Origin of the sequence: Marinobacterium aestuariivivens, from assembly GCF_042661465.1 — a bacterium.
GTDB classification, from domain to species: Bacteria; Pseudomonadota; Gammaproteobacteria; order Pseudomonadales; family Balneatricaceae; genus Marinobacterium_A; species Marinobacterium_A aestuariivivens.
In genome coordinates, this window is the sequence record NZ_JBHSWE010000001.1 from 2,670,443 (window position 1) to 2,695,775 (window position 25,333).

Annotated in this window: 23 protein-coding genes, 1 rRNA gene and 1 riboswitch; of the genes, 12 read left to right on the top strand and 12 right to left on the bottom strand. The window is 61.8% G+C overall.

The window, feature by feature from the left end:
* The first annotated feature begins 98 nt into the window (after positions 1-98).
* Together rrf and moaA are read left to right on the top strand one after the other, a co-directional pair.
* A 5S ribosomal RNA gene (gene rrf, locus ACFQDL_RS13855) occupies positions 99-214 on the top strand.
* Positions 215-842: 628 nt separating this feature from the next.
* On the top strand, positions 843-1,838 hold the full coding sequence (gene moaA / locus ACFQDL_RS13860; protein WP_379909527.1) for a GTP 3',8-cyclase MoaA: 996 nt from the start codon (positions 843-845) through the stop codon (positions 1,836-1,838).
* 292 nt (positions 1,839-2,130) lie between these two features.
* Here the strand turns inward: moaA and ACFQDL_RS13865 are convergent, their stop codons facing one another.
* A complete protein-coding gene (locus tag ACFQDL_RS13865) occupies positions 2,131-2,667 on the bottom strand; it encodes a redoxin domain-containing protein (RefSeq protein WP_379909528.1) in 537 nt (178 codons plus the stop codon).
* A gap of 263 nt (positions 2,668-2,930) precedes the next feature.
* Here ACFQDL_RS13865 and ACFQDL_RS13870 point away from each other — a divergent pair, with 263 nt between their 5' ends.
* Both ACFQDL_RS13870 and ACFQDL_RS13875 read left to right on the top strand, forming a co-directional pair.
* Entirely contained in the window at positions 2,931-3,431 is a 501-nt protein-coding gene (locus ACFQDL_RS13870; protein WP_379909529.1) for a hypothetical protein, read from the top strand.
* Between the two features lie 92 nt (positions 3,432-3,523).
* A complete protein-coding gene (locus tag ACFQDL_RS13875) occupies positions 3,524-4,240 on the top strand; it encodes a tRNA-uridine aminocarboxypropyltransferase (RefSeq protein ID WP_379909531.1) in 717 nt (238 codons plus the stop codon).
* Positions 4,241-4,245: 5 nt separating this feature from the next.
* On the opposite strand, the gene thiS is transcribed toward ACFQDL_RS13875, so the two are convergent.
* Positions 4,246-4,449: a sulfur carrier protein ThiS gene (gene thiS / locus ACFQDL_RS13880; protein ID WP_379909533.1), complete on the bottom strand. Its 204-nt coding sequence runs from the start codon at positions 4,447-4,449 to the stop codon at positions 4,246-4,248.
* Positions 4,450-4,678: 229 nt separating this feature from the next.
* Between thiS and ACFQDL_RS13885 the strand changes: the two genes are divergently transcribed.
* The 6 genes from ACFQDL_RS13885 to ACFQDL_RS13910 all read left to right on the top strand — a co-directional run bounded on the left by ACFQDL_RS13885 (position 4,679) and on the right by ACFQDL_RS13910 (position 12,633).
* A complete protein-coding gene (locus tag ACFQDL_RS13885; RefSeq protein ID WP_379909534.1) occupies positions 4,679-6,067 on the top strand; it encodes an aminotransferase family protein in 1,389 nt (462 codons plus the stop codon).
* A gap of 225 nt (positions 6,068-6,292) precedes the next feature.
* Complete coding sequence (gene pdxR / locus ACFQDL_RS13890) at positions 6,293-7,759, top strand: MocR-like pyridoxine biosynthesis transcription factor PdxR (protein WP_379909535.1); 1,467 nt, start codon at positions 6,293-6,295, stop codon at positions 7,757-7,759.
* A 262-nt stretch (positions 7,760-8,021) separates the two neighbouring features.
* Positions 8,022-9,131 carry an alanine dehydrogenase gene (ald, locus tag ACFQDL_RS13895; RefSeq protein WP_379909536.1) on the top strand — a complete coding sequence of 370 codons (1,110 nt, stop codon included), beginning with the start codon at positions 8,022-8,024 and terminating at the stop codon, positions 9,129-9,131.
* A gap of 64 nt (positions 9,132-9,195) precedes the next feature.
* Positions 9,196-10,959, top strand: a complete 1,764-nt coding sequence (gene xsc / locus ACFQDL_RS13900; RefSeq protein WP_379909538.1) for a sulfoacetaldehyde acetyltransferase — start codon at positions 9,196-9,198, stop codon at positions 10,957-10,959.
* 204 nt (positions 10,960-11,163) lie between these two features.
* Entirely contained in the window at positions 11,164-12,102 is a 939-nt protein-coding gene (locus tag ACFQDL_RS13905; protein ID WP_379909539.1) for a bifunctional enoyl-CoA hydratase/phosphate acetyltransferase, read from the top strand.
* A gap of 231 nt (positions 12,103-12,333) precedes the next feature.
* On the top strand, positions 12,334-12,633 hold the full coding sequence (locus ACFQDL_RS13910) for a DUF6506 family protein (protein WP_379909540.1): 300 nt from the start codon (positions 12,334-12,336) through the stop codon (positions 12,631-12,633).
* A 170-nt stretch (positions 12,634-12,803) separates the two neighbouring features.
* On the opposite strand, the gene ACFQDL_RS13915 is transcribed toward ACFQDL_RS13910, so the two are convergent.
* Complete coding sequence (locus ACFQDL_RS13915; protein WP_379909541.1) at positions 12,804-13,469, bottom strand: hypothetical protein; 666 nt, start codon at positions 13,467-13,469, stop codon at positions 12,804-12,806.
* Positions 13,470-13,725: 256 nt separating this feature from the next.
* Between ACFQDL_RS13915 and ACFQDL_RS13920 the strand changes: the two genes are divergently transcribed.
* Positions 13,726-13,893: a hypothetical protein gene (locus ACFQDL_RS13920; protein ID WP_379909542.1), complete on the top strand. Its 168-nt coding sequence runs from the start codon at positions 13,726-13,728 to the stop codon at positions 13,891-13,893.
* A 76-nt stretch (positions 13,894-13,969) separates the two neighbouring features.
* Here ACFQDL_RS13920 and ACFQDL_RS13925 read toward each other — a convergent pair whose 3' ends face one another.
* The 9 genes from ACFQDL_RS13925 to ACFQDL_RS13965 all read right to left on the bottom strand — a co-directional run bounded on the left by ACFQDL_RS13925 (position 13,970) and on the right by ACFQDL_RS13965 (position 23,458).
* On the bottom strand, positions 13,970-14,491 hold the full coding sequence (locus tag ACFQDL_RS13925) for a universal stress protein (RefSeq protein ID WP_379909543.1): 522 nt from the start codon (positions 14,489-14,491) through the stop codon (positions 13,970-13,972).
* Between the two features lie 89 nt (positions 14,492-14,580).
* Complete coding sequence (locus ACFQDL_RS13930) at positions 14,581-15,924, bottom strand: TRAP transporter large permease (protein ID WP_379909544.1); 1,344 nt, start codon at positions 15,922-15,924, stop codon at positions 14,581-14,583.
* Between the two features lie 12 nt (positions 15,925-15,936).
* Positions 15,937-16,491 carry a TRAP transporter small permease gene (locus ACFQDL_RS13935; protein WP_379909545.1) on the bottom strand — a complete coding sequence of 185 codons (555 nt, stop codon included), beginning with the start codon at positions 16,489-16,491 and terminating at the stop codon, positions 15,937-15,939.
* A gap of 132 nt (positions 16,492-16,623) precedes the next feature.
* A complete protein-coding gene (locus ACFQDL_RS13940; protein WP_379909546.1) occupies positions 16,624-17,640 on the bottom strand; it encodes a TRAP transporter substrate-binding protein in 1,017 nt (338 codons plus the stop codon).
* A 335-nt stretch (positions 17,641-17,975) separates the two neighbouring features.
* Positions 17,976-18,419, bottom strand: coding sequence for a hypothetical protein (locus ACFQDL_RS13945; protein ID WP_379909548.1), 444 nt, complete (start codon positions 18,417-18,419; stop codon positions 17,976-17,978).
* A 298-nt stretch (positions 18,420-18,717) separates the two neighbouring features.
* A complete protein-coding gene (locus tag ACFQDL_RS13950; RefSeq protein ID WP_379909549.1) occupies positions 18,718-19,017 on the bottom strand; it encodes a hypothetical protein in 300 nt (99 codons plus the stop codon).
* 433 nt (positions 19,018-19,450) lie between these two features.
* A complete protein-coding gene (locus tag ACFQDL_RS13955) occupies positions 19,451-19,657 on the bottom strand; it encodes a hypothetical protein (RefSeq protein ID WP_379909550.1) in 207 nt (68 codons plus the stop codon).
* A gap of 580 nt (positions 19,658-20,237) precedes the next feature.
* Positions 20,238-20,312, bottom strand: a riboswitch (cyclic di-GMP riboswitch).
* A gap of 346 nt (positions 20,313-20,658) precedes the next feature.
* Positions 20,659-22,482, bottom strand: a complete 1,824-nt coding sequence (locus ACFQDL_RS13960; protein ID WP_379909551.1) for a cobaltochelatase CobT-related protein — start codon at positions 22,480-22,482, stop codon at positions 20,659-20,661.
* On the bottom strand, positions 22,475-23,458 hold the full coding sequence (locus tag ACFQDL_RS13965) for an AAA family ATPase (RefSeq protein WP_379909552.1): 984 nt from the start codon (positions 23,456-23,458) through the stop codon (positions 22,475-22,477). Before ACFQDL_RS13965 ends, ACFQDL_RS13960 begins: the two co-directional genes overlap by 8 nt.
* A 395-nt stretch (positions 23,459-23,853) precedes the next feature.
* Here ACFQDL_RS13965 and ACFQDL_RS13970 point away from each other — a divergent pair, with 395 nt between their 5' ends.
* Positions 23,854-25,215, top strand: a complete 1,362-nt coding sequence (locus ACFQDL_RS13970; RefSeq protein ID WP_379909553.1) for a molybdopterin-dependent oxidoreductase — start codon at positions 23,854-23,856, stop codon at positions 25,213-25,215.
* Positions 25,216-25,333: the final 118 nt, after the last annotated feature.

The window sequence follows — 25,333 nt, forward strand, 5'->3', positions numbered from 1 at the left end:
TCAGGCAAGACTGAAAGAACCCGAATTGAAGGCTGGGGATATACCGGACAATCACAGGTTATCCACAGGCGAAAAGAATCCATATTGTGCCAGTTTTGCTTGGCGACCATAGCGAGGTGGAACCACCTGATCCCATCCCGAACTCAGTAGTGAAACGCCTTAGCGCCGATGGTAGTGTGGGGTCTCCCCATGTGAGAGTAGGTCATCGCCAAGCATCTAATTAAACAAAAGCGCCCCGGCCTCTGGTCGGGGCGTTTTTGTTTTATCTGTTCGGCGATGACGCTCACATGGGGAATGTGAACAGCGCCGCTTGCGGCCGCTCTGCCATGAGAGAGTAGGGCGACACCGGAAAAGGCGAAGCATGCTTCGCCCCGGTGGCGCGACCGCGGCGTACCCGCCCGCGGGACGGGCCATTGCCAAGCATCCCGTCAGGATACTCCGGCTTCAGGCCGAAGCGCCAGTATCAGACCCTGCCCAGGCATCGTGCCGACCGAAAGCATTCGCTGCGGGGGCGCAGCTCCTACGCCCGTTTTGACGGCTGCGGCGTGCATCGCCCGCAGCATGGCTCGCGCGTGCGCGAGGCGCCAAGTATCCCGTCAGGTTAGCAGGGACTGATTCGCGGTGCTAACCTCCCAGCGAAAAGCATTCGCAGCGGGGAAGTGCCCTTTGGGTGCGCAGCTCCTGCGCCCGATATCGCCACGACCGCAGTTTACCTACTATTCTCTGGACTATGAGACTGTCGTTTCTGGCACCGGACAGAATGTATACAACATGTTATCGTAGCTGTTTTGCACCGGCCGTTGGGCAGGGCTGAGAACAGAAGAAATTAGCGAGGGTTCACCATGGCGGCTGAGCAGTTGATCGATCCTTTCGGACGCCGTATCACCTATGTGCGGATGTCGGTCACCGATCGGTGTGACTTCCGTTGTGTCTACTGCATGGCGGAAGAGATGACCTTTCTTCCACGTCAGCAGGTGCTGTCGCTCGAGGAGATTCAGGCGATCGCCCGGGCCTTTACCGAACTCGGGGTGACCAAGATCCGGCTGACCGGCGGCGAACCGCTGGTGCGGCGTGATGTGACCAGCCTGTTCAAGGGCATTGGCCGCCTGTCGGGGCTGAACGAGTTCTGCGTGACCACCAACGGCTCCCAGTTGCGGCGTTACGCGCAGCCGCTGTTCGAAGCCGGGGTCAATAGGCTGAACATCAGTCTCGATACCCTGCAGGCCGATCGCTTCAAGCAACTGACCCGTACCGGACGGCTTGATCAGGTGCTCGACGGTATCGAGGCGGCTCGCGAAGCCGGCTTCGAGCGGATCAAGCTCAACGCGGTGGTACTCAAGGGGCGCAACGACGACGAGGTGCTCGACCTGGTGGATTATGCCCGGGATCGCGCGCTGGATATCAGTTTTATCGAGGAAATGCCGCTCGGACAGATTTCCGAGCACGACCGCGGTGAGACCTACTGTTCCAGCGACGATGTCAGGGGACTGATCGAACAGGCCTATCCGCTGATGCCGACCACCGAAACCACCGGCGGTCCCTCGCGTTACTGGCGAATGGCGGGCAGCGACAGCCGCATCGGTTTTATTTCACCCCACAGCCACAACTTCTGCGGTGACTGCAACCGGGTCCGGGTGACGGTCGAGGGCAAACTGCTACTCTGTCTCGGCAACGAAGATGCGGTGGACCTCAAGGCTCTGCTGAGGCGCTATCCCGGTGATATCGAGCGTCTCAAGAAGGCCATCGTCACGGCGATCGAGAGGAAGCCCGAACGCCACCACTTCAGCAGTGACGGCGACGTTCAGATCGTTCGCTTTATGAACATGACCGGCGGCTGAGAAGCCCTGCCCTTGCCCCACAAATCCGCCTCAGCGAGTCGCCTAGGGGTGAGCCGCACGACGCATTTTCTCGGCATAGTGGGCCTATGCCGAGAAAATGCAACACAGCGGATGGCCCCTTGGCGGCTCGCCCGAAGGGAGCCCCCACTCTTTGTTCATAGAGAGGGCCCTCGGCTGTGTTGCCGTCCTTGGCAAGAGAACCACTCTTCCCTACGAACGGCGTCTTGCCGAGAACGAATTGGGGGCTCTGAGGGGAGACTTGTGGGGCAAGGGCAGGGCTAGTCAACGTTTTTCAAAGCGGGTAAGCCTCAAAGCGGCCGCGTATCGGGTAATCGTTATCCTGGATAAAGCGCAGGCCGTTCAGCACCAACCCCAGGTCCGGGCGAGCGAAGGATGCGTTGGACAGCTCGATCACCTGAATCCGGTGGTCGGGCCTGATGACGAACAACGCCGGCTCCGAGAAGGGGCGGTCGGTTTCCTCCGGGCTGCGGGGTTCGGATATGAACAGGCCCAGCCGATGCATCTGTTCGATCGAGAGGTCGTAGCCGACCACCAACTGGTGGTAGCCGCCTTCGCGTGTGAAGGCGACCGCCTTTTCCTCGCTGTCTGCCGACACGGCGATCACCCGCACATCGCGTTCGCGGAAATGCGGCAGCATTTCATGCAGTGTATCGATATAGCGCCGGCACAGGGGACAGTGCTTGCCGCGGTAGATTACCAGCATCTCCCAGCCGTTCTCCGGTGCACCGATGGTGACAACGCCGTGATCGATCGTAGGCAGTTTGAAAGCCGGAAACTCTGTGCCGGGAATAAGGGAGTGCTTACTCATCGCTGTGCCTCCTCAAGGCAGGGCTCGTGCCGGTTGTTAGATCGGATAACGAGATGTTGCCGATTGTCGGGCTTCGTGACGTCGGCACTCTACCTGCACTTGCTCCTGCAGTGCAGGTATTTCCACCGTCCCTGGTGGTCCACCCAACTTGCATCTGTTCGCTAAGTCTAGCCGAACTGTCTTCTGCTGCAGTTGACCGGTGACAGGAAACGGGCGGACCTCTGTCATTGACCCCGCTGTCGCGAAAGGGGTAGGGTGGAAACATGCTGAATATTGCATCCTTTACCTTTCAGTACGATCAGCACGAGGATCGCATCCGCCTGATCGGCAATCTGAGCAACGGCCAGCCGCGCATCGACTTCTGGCTGACGCGCCGGCTCTGCCTGCGCATCCTCGGCGCTGCCGACCAGCTGGTACAGCAAACGTCGGAGCGCGTCAGCCACAGCCCGCGGGAGCACCGGGGCGCCATGGCCCAGTTCGAGCACGAGCAGGCGCGGCAGGCCATGCAGGTGGAGGAAGCGCCGCTCAAGACCCGGGACCGGGCGATGTTGCTGCATCGGCTCGATGCGAGCTTCCGAGACGGCCGCTACCAGTTGACGTTTTTTGCCGGCGACAGGGAAGAGGCGGCGGCGACCAGCATTCTCAACTATGCCGAGTTGCACCAGGTGTTGCACCTGATACACCGGGGTTGCGAGGTGCTCGAATGGGGTGCGCCGCCCAAGCTGTTCAGTAGCGGCGCCGAGGAAGCTCCGACACTGCAGTAGAGGTCTGTATGCAGCCTCGTCGCGGCATTGACAGGTTGCCGGGGGCTCCTTATAGTCCCCCGTCTTCCATCCGCAGTCACCGCCTGCCCGCCATGACTTCCAGTACACTTCATCCCCGCAAGCCTTTTGTTGCCCGCGGTTCCAACATCCGGCGCTGCGACAGTTGCCTGATGCCGCACCACCGCTGCATCTGCGAATATCGGGTGAGGGTCAATGCCCAGGCACGTTTCTGGTTGCTGACGCATCGCAAGGAGGTCTACAAGCCCACCAATACCGGGCGCCTGATCCTCGATACCATCGAGGGCTCCGAGGTGTTCGAATGGAGCCGCACGGAGCCTGAGGCGGGGTTTGTCGAGCAGTTGCAGAGCGAGATGTTCGATCCCTATATCGTCTTTCCGGAGGCCCCGGATTACTCGGATCGGATGGTCGAGTTCGAGCGCAAACCCGGGCGGGAACCGGTTTTCATCGTTCTCGACGGCACCTGGCGCCAGGCGCGACGCATGTTTCGCCATAGCCGCTACCTGGACCGGATTCCGGTGATCGAACCGCGTACGACGCGCCAGACCCGTTACGATCTGCGCACCCAGGTGGAGTCGCATCACCTGTGTACGGCGGAAGTGGCCGCCGCGATGCTGGAGCAGATCGGTGACGATGCCAGTGCGGCGGTGCTGGATGCCTACTTCCAGGTGTTCAACGAGTACTACCACGCTTCGCGCCGGACCCGGCCGATGAAGAACCTCGATGCCCCCAAGGAGCTGCTGGCACTGGCGCGCGACGTGCTCGATCTTGCCGCAAACCGCCCGGGCTGAGGTTTTCAGCCGCCGCCGATGGCGTGAACGATCTCGATCCGGTCACCGGGCTGCAGCCTGACATCCCGATAGAGGCTGCGGGGCACCACGGTTTCGTTCAGCTCGACCGCCAGCCGCCGGTTGCCGAGTTCGAGCTGTTCCAGCAGGTCCTTCAGTGTGGCCTCCGAATGCACCGGCATCGGATCGCCGTTGATCAGCAACTCAATCACCGTCCCATCTCCTTTCGAATCAGCAACCTGCATCTTCGTCGATCGCCTGCGCGGACATTAGCACCAGTGCGGCACTCGCGACTGGGCCAGCAGTGCGCCGCCTCCCTGGCATCATTCGGCGCAAATATCTGGTTCTAACCCGGCCGGGGCAATCGATTTAGCGTTGTAGTCATCCGCCGGACCCGGTCTCGGTCCGAACAATAAGAATGCCTGTCAGGAGGTGACACCCATGACTATCGATCTGAACGACTTCGACTCCTCCAAGGTGGTGGCCAGTGACCGCAAGCACGTCTGGCACCATATCACCCAGCACAAGCCGTTCGAGCAGAACGATCCGATGGTGATTGTCGAAGGCAAGGGCATGCGTGTTCGGGATGCCAGGGGCAACGAATACCTCGATGCGGTTTCGGGCGGCGTCTGGACCGTCAATGTCGGCTACGGCCGCGAGAGCATCGCCGATGCGGTGCGCGACCAGCTGGTGAAGATGAACTACTTTGCCCAGTCCGCCGGTAATGTCCCGGCCGCGTTCTTCGCCGAGAAGCTGATCGAGAAAATGCCGGGCATGAGCCGGGTGTACTACTCGAACTCCGGCTCCGAAGCCAACGAGAAGGCGTTCAAGATCGTGCGCCAGATCGCCCAGAAGAAATATGGCGGCAAGAAGTACAAGATCCTGTTCCGCGAGCGTGACTACCACGGCACGACGATCACCGCGTTGAGTGCCACCGGACAATTCGAGCGCAAGAACCAGTACGGCCCCTTCACACCCGGCTTCGTCGAGTTCCCCCACTGCTGCGAGTATCGCTCCCAGTTCGGTGACGTCAGCGACTACGGTGTGCGCGCGGCGCTGGAAATGGAGAAGGTGATTCTGGCAGAAGGTCCGGAAACCGTCGGTGCCGTCTGCCTCGAGCCGATCACCGCCGGTGGCGGCGTGATCACGCCGCCCCATGGCTACTGGGAGAAGATCCAGGAGATCTGCAGGAAGTACGATATCCTGCTGCATATCGACGAAGTCGTCTGCGGCCTGGGCCGTACCGGAACCTGGTTCGGGTATCAGCATTACGGCATCAAGCCGGATATCGTCACCATGGCCAAGGGGGTGGCGTCGGGTTATGCCGCCATCTCCTGTACGGTCACCACCGAGGAGGTGTTCGAGGCCTTCAAGGATGATGCCTCAGATCGCATGGGCTACTTCCGCGATATCAGCACCTTTGGCGGCTGCACGGCCGGTCCCGCTGCGGCACTGGCCAATATGCAGATCATCGAGGAGGAGAACCTGCTCGAGAACGTGACCCAGATGGGCGAGTACCTGCTCGGCCGCCTGCGCCAGTTGCAGGACCGGTACGAGGTGATCGGCGACGTGCGTGGCAAGGGGCTGTTCTGCGGTCTCGAGCTGGTCAAGGACCGCCAGACCCGAGAGCCGGTCGATGAGAGTCTGCCGATCGCGATCGCGGCGGACTGCATGAAGCAAGGCGTCATTATCGGGCGCACCAATCGCAGCTTCGAGCAGTTCAACAATACGCTCTGCCTGAGCCCGGCGCTGATCGCGACCCAGGCGGATCTCGACGAAATCGTCGAGGCGCTGGACAATGCCTTCGCCCGGCTGGCCCCGAACAGCTGATCCGCGTCCCCTGGCAGGGCTTGCCTGCCGACCCCGCCGGCGACCGTCCCATGACGGCCGCCGGCCTTTCACGTTTTGTGGCACGTTATTTTCCGACACCTTGCCGCTCTGATCGAGGGCCTAACTTGATATACTGAAAATCCGGTTCGGTTCCGGAAGTTCATCAGACCCATAACAAGAGCGCCCGCGCGTTACGGGCGTGATAACCAAGGTGACGGTTCGCGGATGTTTCAACTCTTCCATCTTTCGCCCGACAAGCCCACCAGCCTGCAGCAGCAACTGCGCGAGCAGATAGCCGCCGGCATTCTCAACGGCAACATACCGGTCGATACACCGCTGCCCTCCAGCCGCAAGCTGGCGAAGCTGCTCAATATCGCCCGCAATACGGTGGTGCTGGCCTATGAGCACCTGCTCGACGACGGTTATCTGATTGCCCGTGAGCGCAGTGGCTATTACGTCAACCCCGATATCCTCTCGGGCAAGGTCAAGGTACGTGAGATGCCCGACGAAGCAATGGAAGGCACACCGCCGGACTGGCAGAAGCTGCTCAAGAAGCATCCGGCGGAGCAGCAGAATATCGGCAAGCCGCGGGACTGGCAAAAGTATCCCTACCCCTTCATCTACGGCCAGTTCGACCCGAGCCTGTTCCCGACCAACAACTGGCGCGAGTGCTGCCGCGATGCGGTCACGGTACCGGCCATCCGCGACTGGGCCTCGGACCACTTCGACGACGACGACCCGGTGCTGGTGGAGCAGATCCGCACGCGCCTGCTGCCCCGGCGCGGGGTCTGGGCCGCGGCGGACGAGATACTGGTCACCGTGGGCGCGCAGCAGGCGCTGGATATTCTGGCCCGCCTGCTGCTCGACAAGGACAGTACGCTCGGTATCGAGGATCCCGGCTATGTGGATATCCGCAATATCGCCGCGCTCAATCCGTCCGGGCTGAAGCCGCTGCCCGTGGATCAGGACGGCCTGATCGTCGATGAGGGACTCAACGACTGCGACTGCCTCTATACCACGCCGAGCCATCAGTGTCCGACGACCGCGACGATGCCGATCGAGCGGCGCTACGAGCTGCTTCGCCGTGCCAACGAGCAGGATTTCGTCATCATCGAGGACGACTACGAGAGTGAAACCAATTTCAAGTCCAATCCGATCCCGGCCCTCAAGAGCCTCGACAAGAGTGGCCGGGTGATCTATATCGGCAGCCTGTCGAAGACGCTGGCCCCGGGGTTGCGTCTGGGCTACCTGGTGGGTGACGCGGCATTCATCCGTGAGGCCCGCGCGCTGCGGCGCCTGATGGTGCGTCATCCGCCGGCCAACAATCAGCGTTCGGTAGCGCTCTTCCTCGAGCGCGGTTACCACGATGCGCTGATCATGAATATCATGCGGGTCTATCAGGAACGCTGGCAGGAGATGGGAGCGGCACTGGCCGAGTACCTGCCGGACTCGTCCAGGAAGCCGAGTTTCGGCGGTTCCTGTTACTGGGTCGAGGGACCTGCGGGGCTCGATGCCCGCCTGCTGCGCAAGGAAGCGGCCGACCGCGGTATCCTGATCGAGCCGGGCGATATCCATTTCTTCGGCGACAATCCGCCGCTGAACTTCTTCCGCCTGGGCTACTCGTCGATCGCGACCGAGCGGATCCGTCCGGGAATCAAGGCGCTGGCCGAACTGATCGCGGACATGACCTGATGCGACGAGGGTGCCGGCCCGCAATGGGCTCGGCACTTTATGGAGTTTTGCTGCGCTTATCGCTGCAACATTCGATTTTTTCTGCGATTTTCCCCTTTCGATAACTCTCCAGCCGCACTGGACCCGTCTGGCGCAACATCTGCCCCGGAACTGGTTCTACTTTGGCAATGCCGCCACTCCTATTCTGGACTCCAAGGTTGGCCGAAACGATCCGGCCCCGACCTCGAATCCGAGTACAACAAGAATGACGGGAGTGGTGACAATGCTGATCGGAGTCCCCAAAGAGATCAAGAATCACGAGTACCGCGTCGGTATGGTACCCGCAAGCGTTCAGGAACTGTGCAGCCGCGGCCACCAGGTGATGGTGGAAGCCGGCGCCGGCGCCGGTATCGGTTTCAGCGACGATGACTACCGCGCCGCCGGTGCCGGCATTGCGGCCAGCGCGGAAGAGATCTTCGCCGAAGCGCAGATGATCGTGAAAGTGAAGGAGCCTCAGGCGGTCGAGCGCAAGCAACTGCGTCCGGGCCAGTTGCTGTTCACCTACCTGCACCTGGCGCCGGACCTCGAGCAGACCGACGACCTGCTGGCCAGCGGCGCGACCTGCATTGCCTATGAAACCGTCACGTCCGACAGGGGTGGCCTGCCGCTGCTGGCACCGATGTCCGAAGTCGCAGGGCGCATGTCGATCCAGGCCGGTGCCGCCTGCCTGGAAAAATCCCGCGGCGGCCAGGGCATGCTGCTCGGCGGCGTGCCGGGTGTCGAAGCGGCCAAGGTGGTCATCATCGGCGGCGGTGTCGTCGGTACCAATGCGGCACGCATGGCCATCGGCCTCGGTGCCCAGGTGGTGATCCTGGACCGCTCGGTCGACGTGCTGCGCCGGCTGGTGGGCGAGTTCGGTACCCGCGTCCAGACCGTCTACTCCAGCAAGGCGGCCCTGGAAGAGCACGTGCTCTCGGCGGACCTGGTGATCGGCGGCGTGCTGATTCCGGGCGCGGCGGCACCCAAACTGGTCACGGCGGAGATGGTGCGTCGCATGAAGCCGGGTTCGGCGGTCGTCGACGTGGCGATCGATCAGGGCGGCTGCTTCGAAACCTCCCGGGCGACCACCCACCAGGAACCCACCTACATGGTCGACGACGTGGTGCACTACTGTGTCGCCAACATGCCGGGCGCCGTGGCGCGGACCTCGACCCTGGCGCTGAACAACGCCACCCTGCCGCATATCCTCGAACTGGCCGACCTCGGCTGGGAGAAGGCGATACAGCGCGATCCCCACTTGGCCAACGGTCTCAATATCCATGCAGGCAACGTGACCTGTCCTGAAGTCGCCGAAGCCCTCGGCAAACCCTTTGTGCCCTACCAGGCCGCCTGAATCCATCCCTGAACCCAAGGGCGGCGGCGCTGCCGTCGCCACAGCAACAAGAAGGAATACAGTTATGGCACGTATGACTCCGAGTGAAGCGCTGGTCGAAACCCTGGTGGCCAATGGCGTCACCGACATCTTTGGCATCATGGGCTCCGCCTTCATGGATGCGATGGATATTTTCACCCCGGCGGGCATCCGCTTTATTCCGGTGGTGCACGAGCAGGGCGCCGGACACATGGCCGACGGCTACTCCCGCGTCAGCGGACGTCACGGCGTCTGTATCGCCCAGAACGGCCCCGGCATCACCAACTTCGTCACCGCCATCGCGGCCGCCTACTGGGCCCATAGCCCGGTGGTCTGCATCACCCCGGAAACCGGCTCCATGACCAACGGTCTGGGCGGCTTCCAGGAAGCGCAGCAGCTGCCGTTTTTCGAAACCATTACCAAGTACCAGGGACATGTCGCGAATCCGGCGCGCATGGCCGAACTGACCGGCCGCTGCTTCGATCGCGCCATGCTGGAAAACGGCCCGACCCAGCTGAACATTCCGCGTGACTTCTTCTACGGCGATATCGACGTCGAGATTCCGCAGCCGATCCGCATTGAGCGCAGTGCCGGTGGCGAGCAGAGCCTGGCCGAAGCCACCCGGTTGCTGGCGACCGCGAAGAACCCGGTGATCATCTCCGGTGGCGGTGTGGTCATGGCCGATGCGGTCGGCGAATGTGTCGCCCTGGCCGAGTTCCTCGGCGCGCCGGTGGTGAACAGCTACCTGCACAACGATTCCTTCCCGGCGTCCCACAGTCTCTGGTGCGGTCCGCTCGGTTACCAGGGTTCCAAGGCGGCGATGAAGCTGCTGTCCCGCGCCGACGTGGTGCTGGCGCTCGGTACCCGTCTTGGTCCGTTCGGCACCCTGCCGCAGCACGGTCTCGATTACTGGCCGAAGCAGGCCAAGGTGATCCAGGTAGACTGCGATGCCAAGATGCTGGGCCTGGTGAAGAAGATCAGCGTTGGTATCTGCGGTGATGCCAAGGCCGCTGCCACCACGCTGTTGCAGCGTCTGCAGGACACCGACGTCGAATGCCTGGTGACCAAGGGGGCACGCGCCGAGGAGATCGCCGCCGAGAAAGCGACCTGGGAACAGGAGCTGGACAACTGGATCCACGAGAAGGACGAGTTCTCGCTGGACATGATCGCCGAGCAGGAAGGCGAGGAGGGCAGCTACCTGCATCCGCGTCAGGTGCTGCGCGAGCTCGAGAAGGCGATGCCGGAAAACGTCATGGTCTCGACCGATATCGGCAACATCAACTCGGTCGCCAACAGCTATCTGCGTTTCGAGAAGCCGCGTTCGTTCTTCGCCGCGATGAGCTTCGGCAACTGCGGCTACGCGCTGCCGACCATCATCGGCGCCAAGGTCGCCGCACCGAACCGTCCGGCCATCTCCTACGCCGGTGACGGCGCCTGGGGCATGTCGATGATGGAGATCATGACCTGCGTACGCGAGAACATCCCGGTCACCTCGATCGTTTTCCACAACCGTCAGTGGGGCGCCGAGAAGAAGAACCAGGTGGACTTCTACAACCGTCGCTTCGTCGCCGGTGAGCTGGAGAACCCGAGCTTCGCCGACATCGCCCGCTCCATGGGGGCCGAGGGCGTCACCGTCGACAGGCTGGAGGATGTCGGTCCGGTCCTGAACGCCGCGATCGAGCGCCAGATGGAAGAGGGCAAGACCACGGTGATCGAGATCATGTGTACCCGCGAACTGGGCGACCCGTTCCGCCGCGACGCCCTGTCCAAGCCGGTTCGTCACCTCGAGAAGTACAAGGACTACGTCTGATCCGACGCAGATCCGAAAACCAGCCGGCCGGGGAAAACCCCGGCCGGTTTTCTGCGAATCCGGTTTCAACATTAAATCGTAGGTTGAGTGGCGTCCGAAGGACAAAACCCAACACCCGGGTCCCGGCAACATTGATGGGTTGCGCTTCGCTCCACCCATCCTGCGAACTACGGTAATAGCAAGAATCTCCGAGGGTTTAACGCCATGTTGAGCAAAATTCCCGTGGAATGTCCGGCCAGTCTGCTCGCGAAAGCGCGTGCGCTGCCGAAGGTGGCGACGGCGGTGGTCAACCCGGTCAACCGGGTGTCGCTGGAAAGCGCCCGGCTTGCAGCCGACGCCGGTCTGATCGAGCCGGTACTGGTGGGTGACAGTGACAGCATTCGCCGCCTCGCCGACGAGATCGAGTGGGATCTGGGCGCCATCCAGATCGAGACGGCCGGCAACGAGGGCGAGGCCGCCCGACTCGCCGCGGCCATTGTCGGCGCGGGCGATGCCCATTCGCTGATGAAAGGCCATTTGCATACCGACACCCTGCTGCGGGCAGTGCTGAGCCGCGAGGCGGGATTACGCACCGAGCGGCGCCTGAGCCATGTGTTCCACATGACGGTGCCGGGACACGAGCGGCCGCTGTGCATCACCGATGCGGTAATCAACGTGCAGCCGAGCGTGATCGACAAGGCCCATATCCTGCGCAATGCCATCGACCTGCTGCATGCACTGGGTATCGCCCGCCCAAAGGTGGCGCTGCTGTCCGGCACCGAAGAGGTCAGCCGCGCGATGCCATCGAGCATCGAAGCCGGCGAACTGGTCAAGCTGGCGGCGCTTGGCGTAATGCAGGATGCGATCGTCGAGGGGCCGCTGGCATTCGACAACGCCATTTCGCGCGAGGCGGCCGAACTCAAGGGCATCAAGAGCCAGGTGGCCGGTGACGCCGACCTGCTGCTGGTGCCCAATATCGAGACCGGAAACTGCATGTTCAAGCAGATGGTCTATTTCATGAGCGCCACGGCTGCAGGCCTGGTGCTGGGCGCCCGCGTGCCGGTCATTCTGACCTCCCGCGCCGACCCGCCGGCGGCCAGGCTGGCTTCCTGCGCGCTGGCGTCCGTTTACAGTCACTACCAGGACCATTCGGTGGCCGCCTGAGCCGCGTAGGGTGGAATGAGTGAAACGAATTCCACCGACTGCAACCAGGGTACTCCCTGGTCCAGTTCAATCAGCTTCTTTGCCGCCCGATATTCCCGGTGGAATTCTCGCCTTCGGCGCTCATTCCACCCTACATTGGCTCCAGAATTCTTGCGATTTTGGCGCTAAACGCCAGCCGCTGAGCGCGTTCTAATGGAATGGTCTTCTCAATCCTGAATACCGGAGGTACCGATGGCACTGGCACGTTACGGCTTTATCGTGAAAGGACCGGATCTGGAGCTGATCAAGCACCATGGCCGCATCAAGACCGAACTGTTCGATATGGCGGTTTCCGGCGTGCAGAACGTCGAGGAGGCGATGCTGGTGGCCCAGGAGCTGCTGACCAAAAGGGTGCAGCTGATCGAACTCTGCGGTGCCTTCAGCGCCGAGGAGGCCGACCGGATCCGTGAAGCGGTCAATGACCAGGTGCCGGTCGGCCGTGTGCAGTACAGCGAAGCCGAACGCGAGCGCCTGCAACGGGAGTTCGGCTGAAAGCGGCAGGAGACTGATTTCCTGAAAAGAGACGAAAGCCCTTTGGCCCCGGACGCCCAATCCGGGGCTTTTTTACGTGTGCGTGTAGGGTGGAATGAGGGAAACGAATTCCACCGGCCTTGGTGCCCGGATGCCCGCGTGAGCGGTGACAGGCATTTATCACCAGACCGCTACGACGTAAAGGTCGGGCGCAGCTCCTCGACCAGCAAGCGTCTCGGCCACCAGTCGCTCTGTGCCAGCAGGGTGTCGATCAATTCCCGCTCCCGCGGCTGTCCATAGCCGGCGGTCGGGCATTCATCCTGATCTTTCAGCGCCCTGAGCTGTTGCAGGCAGCCTTGATGGAAGCCGGCATAGCGGCCCGCCCCGATGCCGCGGCATGGAAATACCGGCAATTGCGGGCACAGAAAGAACAGCACCTCGCTGGCGGCGTCCGCGTCGCTGGCGGGCCCAAAGAGCTGAAGGCGTGCGGTTTCGACCAGTTCGATCGCCCGGATATCGCGTTCCGTCGCCCCGGGTTGGGCCAGCTGTACCCATTGCGGCTGCAGCTCTGCCCGTATGAAGCTGTCGAGCCGCGCCGCCATCTCATCGAAACTCAGGCCGTTTCCGGGCAATGCCCGGGCCGTCCAGAGAATTCGCAGATAGGTCTTGTCGACCAGCGTGCGCCCGGCATTGAGCCAGCCGTAACGGGCCGCTTTTTCCAGGCTGCCATAGAAAAGCACCAGCATTGCATTCTCGCTGCTGCGGGGATCCCGGCCCGAGGAGAAGGATGGATGGGGTTGTTGCCAGCGCTCGCGTGCGACCTGGCTGGTTTTCCGAAGGGGCGTTGTATCAGTCAAGCTGTCGGACCTCCTGCAGCGGATCGGTTTGCGTCTACTTTAGGAAGTGAAGGCGGCGGGGCATAGCGCCAGGCGTTAGTCCGAACTGGCACCAGCCGAGGGTGTTATTCCCTTTTGTGATATAGATAGGAAATGATATTCCATTACATGCTATGCCATTCTGTCTATACTGGTTCCAGTTCGATAAAGGAACTGGCGCCATGAACGCAGCAGCGGGCGCCGGTTTTGACTGCCAACGCCAAAGGAGGCTTGAAGCATGAACGCAACCCTGACTGTCCGGCCCGAAACGACCCAGCCTGCCCGCACACGCGTGGAACTGGCCGTTGCCAAACCGATGCCCGAACAGCGCAAGGCGCGAATGCCCGAAGCTACCCAACCGGCGGAAGCGGCTCCGCGCTACGATTTTGTAGGCATCGCCGGCTAACCGATTGGCGTTGCCGCCACGCGATAGAACGTTGTTGTTCTTTTCCGGCCCGTACCTGGAGTGCGGGCTTTTTTATTCACTCCACCGCCGCCAGCCCCGCTTCCTCCTTGTCCGGCAACGGCACAATCAGCGTCGGTATCCGCGAATGGCGAAGCACACTCTTGGCGACACTGCCGAGGAAGGTGTGCATGATGCGGCCCTTTTCGTGGGTGCCCATCACGATCAGGTCGCACTCCATTTTCCGCGATTTCTTCAGAATCGTTTCGGCCGGTTCACTCTCTACGATGTCGATCGATGCGATCTGGCTGCGCAGTGCCTTGTCCTGCGGAGCCAGCACGTTCCAGAAATAGTCCTGCCGTTCCTCGAGGCGTTTGCGGGCATGTTCGATACGGTGATGCAGGAAGTCGTCGCGGCTTTTGTCGTTCTGCACATAGGTCTGGAGCGCGAAATAGGCGTCGGAAGAGAGCTTTTCGACGATATGCAGAATATGGATCTCGGCGCCGGTCACCTTGGCCAGGTAGGCGGCGTACTTGAAGGCGAAAGAGGCGTTCTTCGACAGGTCGGTACAGTAAAGGATCTTTTTGACTTCCGGCAGCATGGAAATACCCTCGGAGTTGAAGGAAATCGATGTCTCGGTTGAGGTGCCCTTGTGTAGGGCACCCTGAGCGCAGCGAAGCGTGCCGTGGCTCAGTAACCCAATAACCGAGGCAGGAACAGGGTCAGGTCCGGGAAGAAGGCGATCACGAAGACGCCGGCCACCGAGGCGAAGGCGAACGGCAGTGCCCGCAGCGAGATCTCTTCGATCGAGGTGTCCGAGATGCCCGAGGCGATAAAGAGGTTCTCGCCCAGCGGCGGGGTCTGGAAGCCGATGCCGAGGCAGCAGACCACGACAATGCCGAAATGGATCGGATCGATGCCCAGGCTGTAGGCGATCGGCAACAGTACCGGGGTCAGAATCATGATCGCCGCCAGGGTCTCCATGAACATGCCGACGAACAGCAGGAAGGCGATCAGCATGGCCCAGATCAGGTAGAGGCTGTCGGTGACGCTGAGCATCGCTTCGGCGACGATGGCCGGGATCTGGTTCTCGACCAGCAGGCGTCCGAATACGGTGGCGGTGAACAGGATCAGCAGCACGCGTCCTGTCAGCCAGGTGGTGGTTTCCAGCGAATGGAAGATACTCTCGATCTTCAGTTCCTTGTGGATAAAGATCCCGACGAAGAGGGTGTAGAAGATCGCGACGATGGCGGATTCGGTCGGCGTGAAGTAGCCGGTGTAGATGCCGCCAAGAATGACCAGCGGCGCCAGGACCGACCAGAAGCCGTCCTTGAAGGCCTTGCCGATGGTGCTGGCGGACCAGCCTTCGGAGGTGCCATGGTAGCCACGCTTCTTGCAGATCACGTAGTTCATGATCAGCAGCGTAATGGAGATCACCATCCCGGGCACGAAGCCGGCAATGAAGAGTTTCGGGATCGAGACGGTCTGGAACTCGCCGAACCGGGCGATCGCTTCGGGCGGTGCCACCATGCCGATCGCGGAGATGCCGAAGATCACCATCGGGATCGACGGCGGAATGATGATGCCCAGGCTTCCGGACGAGGCGGTAATCGCCGAGGCGTAACCCTTGTCGTAGCCGCGTTTGATCATCGCCGGGATCATCAGCATGCCGACGGCGGCGGTGGTCGCAGGGCCTGAACCGGAAATGGCGCCGAAGAACAGGCAGGCCAGGACCGCCGCGGCGGAGATGCCCCCGGTTACCGGCCCGGCAAAACTTTCCGCCAGGTTGACCAGTCGGCGCGAGATGCCGGCCGCTTCCATCAGAGATCCGGCCAGAATGAACGCCGGCAGCGCCATCAGCGGGAAAGAGCCGACCGATGTGAAAGCGATCTGAACGAACTTGATCGGGTTTTCACCGAGGTAGAGAAAGGAGAGCAGGGCCGATACCCCGAGGGATACCGTGATCGGAGCGCCGATCAGCAACAGGCCGATAAAGCTCCCGAACAGAATTAAGACGACAGATGATTCGACCATGACGGACCCCAGTTAAGCCGCTTTATTATTTTGATGATCACTGTCCATCAGCTTTTCGACTTCCAGCGACTCCGGATCGCGAATATCGATCCCCTTGATCAGCTTGTAGTAATTGACCTGAAGAATGCGGATGGTCATCAGGCTGAAGGCGATGGGCAGCACCAGGTAGATATATTTCATGGGTATGCCGAGGGTCTGGGACTTCCAGAACAGGTTCATCCGGTTAAAGACGAAGTCGTAACTGAGATAGACGAAATAGCAGTTGAAGCAGATCCAGATCAGGTCGGACAGCGCTTCCAGGGCTATGCCGACCTTGTGCGGCAGCAGCTTGAACTGGAAGGTCACGCGGTTGTGGGCCGACAGCCTGGCGGCGTAACTGGCGCCGAAAAACACGAACCATACGAACATGTAGGTCGACAGTTCTTCGCTCCAGGAGAATGAATGCTCGAACACTTCCCGGGCGATAATCTGCATGAAAAGCAGTATGACGAAGGCTGCCAGCAGCGTGCGGCAGATGTAGCTTTCGATGTTCCCGAGAATCTTGTAAAGGGTCGCTGCTTTTGCCATGGGAGACCTCCTGAAAAAAGCGCCCCCGTTCGGGGGCCTTTTATACTGACTCATGGATCGCGGGTCTGGACGGCCGGGCCGGTCAGGTGTTCAACCGGCCCGGACAGTCCGGCGGCTCAGCGTCCGGCCGGATCAGATCTCGTCACGACCCAGGGTCTTCAGTACATTGTTCAGGACGTCCTTGCCGCCAATGCTGTCGAAGTATTTCGGCCAGACCTTGCTGGTGGCCAGATCGATCCACTCCTGCTCGCCGTTGGCCGGGTCAGCAATCTGCATACCCTTTTCGGCCAGCTCCTGCTTGATGCGGGCTTCCTGTTCGACCAGCCACTTGGCGCTGTGCTCGGTTGCGGCCTGGCCGGCTTCGAGGATCGCCTGCTGATCTTCCGGCGACTGCTCCTGGAATACCGCTTCGCTGACGATCAGCGGTTCGATCGAGAACAGGTAGCGCAGGTTGGTGACATGATTCTGCACCTCGTCGAACTTCATCGCATAGACGGTGATGTAGGGGTTGTCCTGGCCATCGACCACGCCCTGCTGCAGGGCGGTGAAGGTTTCGGACCAGGCCATCGGCGTCGGATTGATGCCCCAGGCCTTGTAGGTGTCGATCATGATGGCGTTTTTCGGTACCCGCACCACGACGTCACTCAGATCCTCGGGGGTGGTGACCGCGTGCTTGGAGTTGGTCAGCACGCGGAAGCCCGAGTAGGCCCAGCCGATGATGCGTACGCCGGCATCGCGCAGGGTGTTCTCGACCAGCTGCTGACCGACTTCGCCCTGCGTCAGGGTAATGGCATCGTCAAGGCTCTGGATCATGTAGGGCAGTGTCAGCACGCCGACGGAAGGGGAGAAGGGGGTGACGTTGTTGATCGCCAGGATGGAGAAGTCGAGGGTGCCGATGGAGGCATCGTTCACGGTGTCCTGTTCGCTGCCGAGCTGGCCGTTGAGAAAGAGCTTGGCGTCATGCTTGCCGCCGGTTTTCTCCTGCAGGACTTCGTTGAACTTCTTGCCCAGTTCGTGCTGGGTTCCGCCTGCTGCATCCCCGACGGCAACCTTGAAGGTCTTGGCCTGGGCCATCGTCGCGGCCGCGGCTGAGACCGCGAGGCAGAGTGACAGGGACAGTACTTTGGCAACCTTGTTCTTATGATTCATTGCTAGCTCCAGTTTGTGGTCCATCGCTCTTACTTGGATTCTTTTTATTTTACATGGATCCTGTGAGCCCCTGGGGGCTGAGGCGAAGGCGGTGCCTCTGTGAGGCCTGCCGTCTGCGCCGGTTGCGACCGGCGGTGAATTAATCTTCAACCCTGGGCTGCGGAATGTTTAGAACCACTTCCAAATCGCAGCTGGGACCAGAAAAAAGCGGCAAGCGGGAAGTGGGTGACTCGCAGGTCGGTCTGAGGCCGGAGACCGAAGCCCGACAAATGCAAGCGGCAAGGCGACAGGTCATAGGAGCCCGCTCCGGGAGGGAAGGGCGGTGGAGGTCCGGACTACCTCGCCCGCGAGCGCCGGCGTGCCCGGCCTCTGGTCGGGTGGCCCGATTTCTGCTTCTGTCGCGCAAGCTGACGTTTGCGTCTTTTCTGCAGGCGGGCGAGGCGGGTGGCGGCGAATACCAGCAGGGCCAAGCCGCCAGAAACGTAGGCCCAGGTCGGCAGCCCACGAAAGCCGAGGTCGGTCTCGGTGACGCTGTTGCCGATGAAGTTGAGGTCGTGCTCGCGGTTCGTAGTGGTGTCGTTCGGGTCGAAGCTGACCCTGATGCGCGCCTCCTGCTCGCCGGCCCGCACTGTCAGCATCCGGCCCAGGTCCTCGTTATGCAGGTGCAGGTTGATGCTGTAGAAGCCGCGATGATCCGTCACGCGCTGGCCGGACAGGCCGTTATCGGCGATCGCCACCACCTTGACGTCGGGTCGCGGGTTCTCCTGCTCATCCAGCACGAAGCCCTTGACGGTGTAGCGGTGGTCCGGCGCCGTCGAGGGGCTGCGTCCACTCCGGTCGGGGCGAGCAGAAAAAGGGCGAGTACAAGGCTGCTGATAAGGGCTGGTAGACGCATCTGGGATATCCGTCGCGTACTGGGATTACTTGAAGTGTAAGCGAGAAGAAGCCGCTTCGCGTGCTTGCGCGGAACAATTCAAACCGAAAAACAGGACTTCATATAAACCGGATACCACTCCCTGGTTGAAACAAAAAGGCCGGTGTCTCCGGCACCGGCCTTTGTCAGTCAGTGAGTACTGATCACAGGCCGTTCGCCAGATCCCTGGCATTGATCAGCATCGACTGACCAATCGAGACGTACGTTGGATCTGACAGCGGGGAGCCGAACCCCTCGATCAGCAGTTGTTCTTCCTCGCCGTCGCAAGCTTCAAGCGCATCGCTGATCAGGGCTTCAGCCGCTTCGACCACATTTGGCTCCAGATCGGTTGCGTTGTCTAGAGCCCACTCCGCTTCCGCCAGTTCATTGTCACAGTGGCCAGCGAGGGCGCCGCCTGATGACAAAGCCAGCAGCAGAGTGCAGATACCGGTAATGATTTTCATAATATAGCCTCCTGCTCGACCCGGTTTTAGTTCGTCAGTGCGCAGATAGCATACGCCGTGATGTTGCCGGTTGCGTTGCCACTTTGCTTGGTGAGCGTTACCGTCCAGCTGGCATTGCTTACCGGGTAGCTGCTGGTAAGACGCCAACCGTCAAAGCCGTTGGCGACGCCTCCACCGAGAACCTTCTTGTCGCCCGTGCAGGTGGCTGTACAGGTCGTATTCGAGCCTCCGATTGAACAAGTTTCTGTAGAGATCTCCCAGTTGCTCAAGCCTGAAGGCCCTTGCTCGCCCTGAGGCCCCTGCTGCCCGGTGTCACCCTGTAGGCCTTGTGGCCCCTCTACTCCCTGTGGTCCTACAGGACCGATCTCGCCCTGAGGTCCCTGTGGCCCGGTGTCACCCTGTGGGCCTTGCGGTCCCTCTGCTCCCTGTGGCCCTACAGGGCCGATCTCGCCCTGAGGCCCCTGCGGCCCGGTGTCACCCTGTGGGCCTTGCGGCCCCTCTGCTCCCTGTGGCCCTGCAGGGCCGATCTCGCCTTGAGGTCCCTGTGGCCCGGTGTCACCCTGTGGGCCTTGCGGTCCCTCTGCTCCCTGTGGTCCTGCAGGGCCGACCTCGCCCTGAGGTCCCTGGGGTCCTGTTTCACCTTGCGGTCCTTCTTCTCCTTGTAGCCCTTGAGGGCCGACCAGATTGCCGTTTGTCAGCTCACTCATGAGCGTTCCATAGTCGGATTCGAGTTGCGATACCCTATCCGACACGGCCCCCAGGCCGCCTTTGAGGTTATCGGTATTCGCCTTGAGACTGGATGCGTCCGTCTTGAGTTTGCTGACATCCGTTTCCAGCGTGTCAGCAGCCATTACGCCGCCCGCGTGAAGGCTGGCGGCGGCGATGGCGATTGCGAGCAGCGAAAGTCTGTTCATTTGGTTCAACCCTCGGTTTCCTGTTACCGGATCGGCTCTGTGTGGGCCGATTCCTTTGGCCCTGGTCCCGGGCCTCGGGTCAACTGGCGGACGCCTGCCTTTGATGCGGGCGAGCAGGCGATGTCACCGACGAATTTACGTTCCAGCGACTCTGAGCGGGGGAGGGTCTACGGCTGGGAAAATGGGCGACAGAGGAAGCCGCACGAGCAACAAGCGCCAGCCAATCCATTGCTTTTCAGCGTCTGCGCACGCAGGGCCTGAAGCACCCCAAACAGCGGCCGTTGGGCCATATCAGGTATCGAAACTCAGGGCAACCCGGCCATCTCGGTGAGATCCGTGGCTTTCCGGCCCCGCATCGCTGCAGGTGTGGCTTGATCAAGGGAGTCGGGTCTCGCCATGAGTTTACAGCTGTTAACCTCATGGCGGGTATCTCGAATATAGCTGTAGTATTCGGTTAACAGGATGGTTGGCGTTTAGAATATTTTCGGAAGATTTGTCGCTTAAAAGCGACGGTTTTAGAATAAGCTGGCAAATCAATTTCTTACTTTGCCGATTTTTGTTTCGCTGGTGGTACGGAAGGTTGGCGTGGCGCCCGAAGGGCATGATCCATCACCGGGGAAGCGACAGGCCAACGCCTGTAGGAGCTCGCTCCGCGAGCGAACAACGCTTGCCAGCAAGAGGTCGTGTCGGGTTCGCCCGGAGACCGGGCTCCCACGGACATCATCCTTCACCCTGGAGAGCCGCTTCCCCGCGCCAGCAGCTGCAGGATTTCGTCGAAGGTGGCATTGTCGAGCCGCTGTTCGAGGTCCAGCAGCAGGCCGTTGTGGTACCAGTGACTCAGGTCCAGGCCGACGCCCAGCGCATAGAGTTCCACTTCAGGGCGAGACTCCATCTGATTCACGACCTGACGCAGATGGCTGTCGAGGATATCGTCGTCGTTGGCATGCAGCGTCGCGCTGTCCATCGGGCAGCCGTCGGAGATGACGATCAGGATGCGGCGCTTTTCCCGCCGGGCCAGCATCCGCTTGCGGGCCCAGAGCAGGGCTTCGCCGTCGATCCCTTCGCGGAACAGGTCCGCTTTCAGCATGGCGGCCAGCGCCGGGCGGGCGCGGCGCCAAGGGCTGTCGGCGCCCTTGTAGACGATATGGTTGAGCTCGTTGAGGCGCCCTGGATTCGGTGGCTTTCCGCGGCCAAGCCAGGCTTTCATCGGCCGGCCGCCATTCCAGTGACCGGTCGTGAAGCCCAGTACCTCGGTGCGTGCGCCGGTCTGTTCCAGTGCCCGGACGAAGACGTCGACCAACATCGCGATCGATTCGATATGGGCTTTCATCGAGCCGGAATTGTCGACCAGGAAGCTGACCAGGCAGTCGTTGTGCAGTTGCAGCCGCTCCTGGCGGAACAGCTGGCGATATCCCGGCGATGTGACCAGGCGCGGCAGCCGACGGGCGTCGAGACGCCCCTCTTCGAGGCCGAACTCCCAGCCGTCCCGGCGTGGCGCCGACAGGATACGGGCCAGCTTGCGTGCCAGCCCCGGCACGTTGAGCCCCTGGCTGCGAATACGGCTATCGAGGCGCTCGCGCAGCGCCTGAAGCAGCGCGGGGCGCACCAGCTTGCCGGCCTGCAGTTCGCGGTCATAACGGCGATCGAATACAGAGTAGCCGGTGTTGCCATCGCCCTGACGGTCGCTGTCGGCGCCGTTGCTGCAGTCGCCAGGTCCATCGCCATCACCGTCCATTTCCAGCAGCAGGCTGAACTGGCGGTAGCTGTTTTCGAAGGCCTCCGACGCGGCGCGCTCCTCGTTACGCAGCATCTGTTCGTTGAGCTCTTCGATCAGGCCCTGGATAACCCCGGCAATGATGACGGCATGTTGCGCGAACGCCTGCTGATCATCGCGGCTGCGACGCAGCAGACCGAAGTGGCGGCCGAAGTGGCGCCCCAGCTCGACGCGCGACGCTTCGATCAGCATCTCCGTCTCCTCGTTCACGGCATTGCCGCTGAGCAGCGCCCAGGCCATCTGCGACAGCGTATAGAGCATTAGCCCGATATGGTTCTCGGTCTGGCCCGAGGCATGGAACTGCTGGCTCCAGGCTCGGAAACGATGCGCCAGATTGCGGCGCACGCCCGGATGATGGTCGTCGGCGAGGGATTCGGCTCTCAGTTGTTCCAGCAGCTCGAATACCAGGCGTGCGATCGCCCCGTCCGGCTTGAAACGGGCATGTATCCGGCTATCGCTGTGGATCAGGCGCAGGGCGATGCCGTCCGCGGCACCTCGGAAAGAGGTGAAGTCGTCACGCTCGATATCGGTCTGCAGGTGTGGTGCGTGCAGCGGCCAGGGCCGGCCATCGATTTCCAGCCGGTGGCCGCGAAAACGCAGCTGACGAACCGCCGCAGACGCGCGTATCAACGCTGCGCTCAGTTCCTCGACCTGTTGCTGCCTGCGCTCGGAGCGCGGTGCGTTTGGATCCGGGTCGGGCGGGCGGCTGCTCAGTTGCGGCGCCTGCTCCGGGTGCCAGGCGCTGAGCGGTTTGTTGAAGCCGGTCATCTCAGCCATTCACCGCCTGCAACCGGCAGGACTCCGCCAGCTCCAGGTCGAAACAGCGCTGATAGTATTCGGCGATCAGCGCACGCTCCGCCTCGTCGCATTTGTTCAGGAATGACAGCCGGAACGCCAGTTCGGTATCGTGGAAAATCTCGCAGTTTTCCGCCCAGGAAATCACGGTGCGAGGCGACATCAGTGTCGAAAGATCGCCGGCGGCAAATCCCTGTCGTGTCAGCTCGGCGACCGCCACCATCGCCCCGACCTGGCGGCGACCGGCCGCATCGGCAAAGGCCGGTACCCGGGCCTGGACAATCGCGACCTCGTCGTCGCGGGGCAGGTAATTGAGCGTTGCGACGATGTTCCAGCGGTCGATCTGCGCCTGGTTCAGCACCTGGGTGCCATGATAAAGCCCGTTGAGATTGCCGAGGCCGACGGTATTGGCGGTGGCGAACAGGCGGAAGCCCGGGTGCGGATGGATCACCTCGTTCTGGTCCAGCAGCGTGAACTTGCCGTCGCGTTCGAGAATGCGCTGGATAACGAACATCACGTCGGGCCGGCCGGCGTCGAACTCGTCGAAGATCAGCGCCACCGGGCGGCGCAGCGCCCAGGGCACGATGCCTTCCTGAAATTCGGTGATCTGCTTGCCGTCACGCAGACTGATGCAGTCCTTGCCGACCAGGTCCAGCCGGCTGATATGGCCATCGAGGTTGACCCGTACACAGGGCCAGTTCAGCCGGGCGGCGACCTGCTCGATATGGGTAGACTTGCCGGTACCGTGCAGCCCCTGAATCATTACGCGGCGGTCGCGGCTGAATCCGGCCAGTATCGCCAGGGTCACATCCGGGTTGAACCGGTAGGCCGGGTCGATCTCCGGCACATGATCGTCGCGCCGGCTGAAGGCCGGCACCCGCAGGTCGGAATCGATCCCGAAGCAGCCCCGCACCGAGACGGTCGTATCCGGATGTTCGGGCAGCGTTATTTCAGTCATAGCTCCAACCTCAATTCTTCTATTCCGGCGGCACCAAACTTTCCGCGTTAACGTGGCGGTGCGCATCGCTTCGCTCAGCGGCACCCTACAGGGTGCCGTACTTGTAGGGTGCTGGTAAGCGGAGCGCACCGCACCGCCTGCCAGATTCTTGGCGACGAGTTTAAAAAACATGACCTGGCTGTAAGGAACCAGATGCCCCCGGCCGATACGGCCAGCCGTCCTCTGGTCCCATCAATCGCCGCTGGTTGGCATTTGTGGACCCATCGCATGGGCTTTTAGGATGAATGGCATCCCTTCAGGTGTCGCCCGGTATTGCCGGCGTCGCCGCGAACAGAGCGCACTGTTCCCCCACCGCGAGGCGGCGGACAGTGCCAGTACCGGTTTGGTGAATAATAATGAATACGCTGAAAACCGACGTGCCGTGCAATATGGACCCACAGACACTGATCCAGACAGTCGCGGCCGACTTGCCCGAGTTCGAGGCCCGCGATCGCCAGCAGACCAAGTACACGACCTGCTACATGTGCGCCTGTCGCTGCGGTATCAAGGTCACGGTCGAGGATAACCAGGTTCGCTTCATCCAGGGCAACCCGAACCATCCGATCAACAAGGGGGTGCTCTGTGCCAAGGGCAACTCCGGCATCATGAAGCAGATGTCGCCGGCCAAGCTGCGTGCCCCGTTGCTGCGCAGGCCCGGCACCGAGCGCGGCGCCGGCGAATTCGAGGAGATCTCCTGGGAGCGGGCGCTCGATATCCTCGAGCAGCGCCTGGCGCATATCCGCGCCACCGATCCCAACAAGCTGGCCTACTTCACCGGTCGCGACCAGATGCAGGCGCTGACCGGCATGTGGGCGAGCCAGTTCGGCACCCTCAACTGGGCCGCCCACGGCGGCTTCTGCTCGGTCAATATGGCCGCCGGCGGCCTCTATACCCTGGGGCATGCTTTCTGGGAGTTCGGCGACCCGGACTGGGACAACACCAGGTACTTCATGCTCTGGGGTGTGGCGGAAGACCACAGCTCCAACCCGATCAAGCTGGGGCTGAAAAAGCTCAAGGAGCGCGGCGCCAAGTTCGTCGCGGTGAACCCGGTGCGTACCGGCTACCAGGCGATCGCCGACGAGTGGATCGCCATCCGCCCCGGCACCGACGGTATGCTGGCGCTGTCGATGGTGCATGTGCTGCTGCAGCACCAACTGATCGACGATGAGTTCCTCATTCGCTATACCAACGCGCCGCAGCTGGTGGTGAACACGCCGGGGCAGAAGGGCGACGGCCTTTTTTATCGCAGCGAGGAGGGGCGTATACAGGTCTGGGACCTGAACAGCGATACCTTCGCCGATGCCAGCCGTGCCGATATCGCGCCGGCGCTGTTCGGCGAATTCACGGCGCCTGACGGTACGCCGCTGCGTACCTCGATGAGTATCCTGGTCGAGAAATACCTCGACGACGAGTATGCTCCCGAAAACGCCGCCAGGGAGTGCGGTGTCCCGGCCGAGACCATCGAGCGGCTGGCGCTGGAGATGGCGCATGTCGCCTTCAAGGAGAGCATCACCCTCGATATCGAGTGGACCGACTGGGCCGGCCGCAAACAGACGCAGTTTATCGGCCGGCCGGTGTCGATGCATGCGATGCGCGGCATCTCGGCCCACTCGAACGGCTTCCAAACCTGTCGTGCCATTCACCTGCTGCAGGTGCTGCTCGGTACTGTCGACTGCCCCGGCGGGCACCGGCCAAGCCGCCCTTTCCCAAGCACGTGACGCCGAGCATCAAGCCGGCGAAAGCCTCGGCACCGAACACGCCACTCAAGTCGCCGCCGCTGGGCTTCCCGACCTGCCCCGAGGACCTGGTGATCGATGCCGACGGCAATCCGCTGCG